General features: G+C 77.9%; 5 protein-coding genes and 1 pseudogene. 2 read left to right on the top strand and 4 right to left on the bottom strand.

What is annotated here, in order from left to right; translation table 11 throughout:
- A pseudogene (locus tag KIK08_RS36920) lies at nt 1-258 on the bottom strand (DUF6319 family protein); the annotation flags it as partial.
- Nucleotides 259-444: 186 nt separating this feature from the next.
- On the opposite strand from KIK08_RS36920, the gene KIK08_RS36915 reads away from it, so the two are divergent.
- Nucleotides 445-1,083, top strand: a complete 639-nt coding sequence (locus tag KIK08_RS36915) for a hypothetical protein (RefSeq protein WP_308258128.1) — start codon at nt 445-447, stop codon at nt 1,081-1,083.
- 19 nt (nt 1,084-1,102) lie between these two features.
- Here KIK08_RS36915 and KIK08_RS36910 read toward each other — a convergent pair whose 3' ends face one another.
- The 3 genes from KIK08_RS36910 to KIK08_RS36900 all read right to left on the bottom strand — a co-directional run bounded on the left by KIK08_RS36910 (nt 1,103) and on the right by KIK08_RS36900 (nt 3,711).
- Nucleotides 1,103-2,161: an LLM class flavin-dependent oxidoreductase gene (locus KIK08_RS36910; protein WP_308258127.1), complete on the bottom strand. Its 1,059-nt coding sequence runs from the start codon at nt 2,159-2,161 to the stop codon at nt 1,103-1,105.
- Complete coding sequence (locus KIK08_RS36905) at nt 2,158-2,649, bottom strand: SRPBCC family protein (protein ID WP_214407959.1); 492 nt, start codon at nt 2,647-2,649, stop codon at nt 2,158-2,160. Before KIK08_RS36905 ends, KIK08_RS36910 begins: the two co-directional genes overlap by 4 nt.
- Nucleotides 2,650-2,712: 63 nt before the next feature.
- The gene (locus KIK08_RS36900; RefSeq protein ID WP_214407958.1) at nt 2,713-3,711 is read right to left on the bottom strand and encodes an NAD-dependent epimerase/dehydratase family protein; all 999 of its coding nucleotides are present in this window, start codon (nt 3,709-3,711) and stop codon (nt 2,713-2,715) included.
- Between the two features lie 148 nt (nt 3,712-3,859).
- On the opposite strand from KIK08_RS36900, the gene KIK08_RS36895 reads away from it, so the two are divergent.
- On the top strand, nt 3,860-5,633 hold a 1,774-nt coding region (locus KIK08_RS36895; RefSeq protein ID WP_214407957.1), incomplete at its 3' end, for an AfsR/SARP family transcriptional regulator.

The raw sequence follows: 5,633 nt of genomic DNA, 5'->3' as shown, positions 1-5,633 counted from the left end.
CTTGGGCGTGCGCTTGCGGGCCGGGCGCACGCGGGTGAGCTCGTTGGGCGCGCAGAACATCGTGTCGCGCGAGCCCGCCGGGCGCACCTGGACGAAGTCGCCCTCCGGCGGGTCCTCGACGGAGACGACCTTGGCCGAGCCGCCGGCCGGCACGCCCACCGCGGCCGCGGTGAACCACACGGTGACCGGCTTGCCCTCGGCCAGCTCGGCCCGCGCCGCTGCCAGGTCCTGCTCGGACAGCGCGCCTGCCGCCACCATGAGCCCACCCCTCCCACCCGTTCGCCCGTCCCGACTGCGCGCATTGTGCACGGACGCACCGACAGCCCATGACGGTCGGGGCGTGATCTTCGTCCCGGACGCCGGACGAGGCGGCGGGAGCACCCGACCAGCACCGGGCGCAGGGCCGGATGCAGTCGATCGCGCTGGACCGGGTAGGTCAGTGCGGTGGCGAGCGACGGGGCGGGTGGGGTGGCGGAGCGGTTCGACGGGTTCATCGCCGGGCTGGGCACGGCGGCGGGCGTGCGGCTGGTGGTCGGGCACTGGCCGCGCTCACCGTTCGGGTCGTTCACCGACGTCATGGTCGAGCGGCCGGACGGGCACCGGCTGCTGCTGGCCCCGACGGCGCGGGTCGCGGAGTTCGTCGCGGCCACCTACCGGTTCGACGAGGTGCGGGTGGGCCCGGTGGCGGCGCGGACCGACGGCGTGCGCTGGTGGGTCGATGCGCCGCCGCTCGCGCTGACCTTCACGACCGGCGGTCGGGCCCCGCTGGGCCGGCTGCTGCGGCTGGTCCCCCGCGGCCTGGCCGTGCGGCCGGGCTGGATCGCCACCGTCGACGTGGTGGCCCGGCTGGTGCTGCCCGGGGTGCGCACGCGGGGCAGCGCCGGGGATGGTCGCGACGAGTTCTACGGCGCGCTCGACCTGCACCGCATCGACGCCGCGACCGCCACCTGGGACGGCGCCGACCTCGGCGCCCTCGCCCCGGTCGACCCGCCGGTCCGGTTCGGGTTCGGCTCGACCCCGCGCGCCCCGTCGTTGACGCGCGTGGTCACGCTGGTGCGCGGCGCGCCGCTGGCCGGGCCCTGACGGCGGCCCGGCGCGCGGATCACCCCGGCACGACCCCTTCTCGCTCCTCGGCGTTGACCTCGCGCACCAGGTCGAGGAGCCGGCCGAGCTGGTCGAGGCGGGCCGCCGGTTCGTCGCCGGCCAGGCCCGCGCGCAGCGTGGTGATGCCGGCGTCGCGGTAGCGGCGCAGCCGGTCGCGGACCATGTCGTCGGTGCCGACCAGGTTGGTGCCCAGCCCGATGGCGGTGGGCACCCGCGCCCGCGCCGCGTCGCGGTCGCCGGCCAGCCAGAGCCGCTGCACCTCGCAGACGTCCTCGCCGAAGCCCTGGCGGGCGAACGCGTCGACGTAGAAGTTGGCCCCGGCCGAGCCCATCGCGCCGAAGGTGAACGCGTAGCCCTCGGCGTGGCGGCGCCCGGCCTCCTCGACGTCGTCGGTCAGCTCCACCCCGACGGCCACGGTCAGCTCGACCTCGCCCGGGTCGCGGCCCGCGGCAGCGGCGCCGGCCCGGATCGGGTCGAGGAAGACCTCGGCGGTCTCCGGGAGGAAGGAGTTGCCGATCCAGCCGTCGGCCAGCTCCCCGGTGAGCCGCAGGTTCGCCGGGCCGAGCGCGGCCACGTGCACCGGCAGCGGCAGCGGGCCCATCCGCCCGCGCAGGGCGCGGCCGTCGCCGCCGGGCAGCGGCAGCTCGTAGAGCTCGCCGCGGTACTCCAGCCGCTCCCCCGCGGCGACCCGGCGCAGGATCTCGATGGTCTCCCGGGTGCGCCGCACGGGCCGGTCGAACCGCACGCCGTGCCAGCCCTCCATGACCTGCGGCCCGCTGGCCCCGATCCCCAGCACGAACCGCCCGCCCGAGAGCGCCTGCAGCGACAGCGCCGATATGGCCAGCATGGCCGGGGTGCGGGCGCCGAGCTGGACGATGCCGCTGGCCAGCCGGATCGTCGAGGTCGACGCGGCCAGGAAGGCCAGCGGGGTCAGCGCGTCGCCCGCCCAGTACTCGGCGGTCCAGGCCGAGTCGGCGCCCAGCCGCTCGGCCTCGCGCACGAAGTCGGTCATCCCGGGCTGCTCGGGCCGGGCGTTGACCCCCACCCGCAGGGTCACGCGCCTTCCTCGGCCAGCTGCTTGATGCCCTCGACGGTGGCGCGCATGTTCGCCTCGTGCTCGCGCAGCCTGCGCGCGACGATCCGCTCCTCCTTGTCCGGCATGCGGTCGATGGCGACGTTGAGCCCCGAGCGGCCGGGCCCCATCCGGGTGCCCTGCCGCAGCAGCACCCCGTCGGGCCCGTCGTCGAGCTCGAACCACCAGGTCGCCGACGGCGCATCGGGGTCGGCCACCGCCCACCCGAAGGCCCGCATCGGCTCGAAGCGGCTGACGGTGGAGGTCGTCTCCCACTCGCCGAACGCCTCGTGCCGGTTGCGGCCGACGAACCGGGCGGCCAGCCGGGGTCCCTCGTCCAGCCAGCTGGCCCCGACGAACTCGGCGGAGAACCGGGCCGGCAGGGCGATGTCGGTGACCAGGTCCCACACCCGCTGCACCGGCGCCTCGACCAGCACCTCGACCTGCACGGACGGTCCGTCGGCGTACTTCACCGGCGCGTCCCCCCATCTCGACGTTGAGTTGCGCAGAGCAACGGAGCGACCGTAACAACGTCCCTACCCCGCGACAACCGGCACGCACGCAGCCGCCGCGGCGTCCGGCGAGGGCACCGGGTCGCGGTACCAGGCCAGGGTGCGCCCCACCCCGTCCGCCCACGGCGTCGGCGCGAAGTCCGGGAAGCGCGCGGCGAAGGCGGAGCCGTCGACCACGAACGGCATCTCGAACTGGTAGACCAGCTCGGCGCCCTCCCGGGCCAGCGGCCACACGGCGGCCAGCCGGCGCGCGGTGGCGCTGCCGATCCGCAGCAGCGGGGCCCGCGTGCCGGTGCCGGCGCGGACCATCCCGACCAGCTCGCGCCCGGTCAGCGGGGCCGGGTGCGGGACGTGCCAGACGCGGCCCAGCAGCGGGTCGTCCGCGTCGTCCGGCTCGTCGCCGAGGGTGGCCAGCAGGCGGGCGAAGTCGCCGATGTAGGTCGGGGTCAGCGGCCGGTCGAGCGCACCGATCCAGCGCGGGGGGCGCCCGCGGACGGCCGCGCCGAACAGGCCGTCCCCCAGCACCGACTCGACCAGCGGGCCGTACAGCTCGCCGGCCCGGCCGACGACGGTCCGGCAGGTGCCCCGCGCGTGCGCGGCCAGGACCATCTCGGCGAGCCAGGCGCGCAGCACGCCCTTGCCGCCGACCGGGTCCACCGGGGTCGACTCGGTCATCGGCGCGTCGACCCGCCCGTACATCCACGTGTCGTCGGCGAAGACCAGCCGGGCCCCGGCCGCGGCGGCGCCCTCGATCGTGCCGCGCACGGCCGCCGGGAAGGCGCTCGTCCACGCGGCGAACGGCGGGTTGACGCAGTTGTGCACCGCGGCCGCGCCGGCACAGACCTCGCGCATGGCCGCGGCGTCGGTGGCGTCGGCCGCGACGACCTCGACGTCGCCGGGATAGCGCCCGGTCCCGGCGCGGTTGACCGCCCGGACCCGGTGCCCCCGCCGGCGCAGCTCGTGCACCAGCGCGGTGCCGGTCCCCCCGGTCGCGCCGACGACGACGTGCAGGTCGCGTTCCATCCCGATCTCCTCCTCGTTGGGTCGGCCCTCACGGTGCGGCGCGGCGCTGGGAGAGCGCTGGGACGCCGCTGAGAGCGGCGTCCCAGTGATCTTCGGCCGTTCGGCCGGTACGGTCGGGCGGCACGTGGAGCAGGGCCGAGGAGCGTGGATGGACTGCACGGTGGGCCCCGCGGTGTCGGTGCTCGGGCCGCTCACCGCGACCGTCGACGGCCGCCCGGTCGACCTGCGCGGCCCGCGCCAGCGCGCGGTACTGGCCGCGCTCGTGCTGGCCAGCCCGCGGGTCGTCACGGTCGACCGGCTGCTGGCCGACGTCTGGGGCGACGCGGCGCCCGGGGTGGGGACGCTGCACTACTACGTCTCGCAGATCCGCCAGGCGCTCGAACCCTCCCGACCGCGCGGCGAGCCGCCGGCGGTCGTCGTCCGGCAGGGGCCCGGGTACGCGCTGCGCCTGCCGCCCGAGGCGCTCGACGCCCGCCGGTTCGCCCGGCTGGCCGCGGCCGGGGCGCGGGCGCTGGCCGACGGCCGCCACGAGGCCGTCGACCTGCTGGAGGAGGCGCTGCGGCTGTGGCGCGGGCCGGCGTACTCCGACGTCGCCGACGCCGGGTTCCTGGCCCCGGAGCTGGCCCGCCTCGGCGAACTGCGGCTGGCCGCGACCGAGGACCTGGTCGACGCGCGGCTGCTGGTCGGCGACACCACCGCCGCGGTGGCGGCGGCCCAGGAGCACACGGCGCGCCACCCGCTGCGCGAGCGCGGCTGGGAACTGCTGGTGCTGGCGCTGTCGCGGGCGGGGCGCCAGGCCGAGGCGCTGGCCGCGGTGGGCACCGTGCGCCGGCTGCTCGCCGAGGAGCTGGGCCTGGACCCGGGGCCCGGCCTGCTGCGGGTCGAGAAGGCCGTGCGCGCCCAGGAGGCCGGTGCAGCCGGCGGTCGCGGCGGCCGGCAGGGCGGCGGTCCGCCACCCGCGCCTGCCCGGCCGGGCACCGCCGCGATCCCGGTGCCCCTCACCGCGCTGCTGGGCCGCGACGACCTGCTCCGCGACGTCCTCGCCGACGTCGAGCGGCACCGGCTGGTCACGCTGACCGGCCCGGGCGGGGTCGGCAAGACGCGGCTGGCGCTGGAGGCCGCGGCCCGGCTGGGGCCGGCGACCGACGCCGTGCTCGTCGAACTGGCGACCCTGGACGACCCGGCGCTGCTGGCGACCACCCTGGCCGGCGCGCTCGGCCTGACGGCGGGCGAGCCGGCCGCGCTGGCCGCGCTCATCGGCCCGCGGCCGGTGCTGGTGCTGCTGGACAACTGCGAGCACCTGCTCGCCGCGGTGGGCGGCCTGCTCGCCGCACTGCTCGCGCGCTGCCCCGGGCTGCGGGTGCTCGCCACCAGCCGGGCCACGCTCGACCTGCCCGGCGAGCGGGTCCACGAGGTCCCCCCGCTCGACCCGGCCGGGGCCGCGGCCCAACTCTTCGTCGACCGCGCGCGCTCGATGGTGCCCGGCTGGGAGCCCGACGCCGCCGAGCGGGCCGCGGTGACCCGGGTCTGCGCGCAGCTCGACGGGCTGCCGCTGGCCGTGGAGCTGGCCGCGGCGCGGATGCGGGTGCTCTCGGCCGGGGAGCTCGCCGAGGCCATCGACCGCTCGCGGCTCGCGCTGCTGGCCGAGGGCCAGGGCGGCGCGCCCGCCCACCAGCGCGGCCTCGAACGCACCGCCGACTGGAGCTACGCCGCGCTCGACCAGCCGCAGCGGCGGCTGTTCCGCCGGCTCGCGGTCTTCGCCGGGCCCTTCGACCTCGCGGCGGCCGCGGCGCTGGCCGGCGCGGCCGACGGGCGCCCGGACGACCCGTTCGACGCCGCGGTCCCACTGGTCGCCGGGCTGGTCCGGCGCTCGCTGCTCGCCACCGTGCCCGGGCCGGGACCGCGCCGGTTCCGGATGCTGC

The organism is Pseudonocardia lacus (assembly GCF_018531445.1).
Lineage (GTDB): Bacteria > Actinomycetota > Actinomycetes > Mycobacteriales > Pseudonocardiaceae > Pseudonocardia > Pseudonocardia lacus.
Note: the sequence above shows the minus strand (reverse complement) of the source record. Positions and strands in the feature narration are given on the sequence as shown.

What these genes read in the sequence shown, in the direction of transcription:
- KIK08_RS36900 (WP_214407958.1), bottom strand. Translation starts at nt 3,711, where the DNA reads ATGGAACGCGACCTGCACGTCGTCGTCGGCGCGACCGGGGGGACCGGC.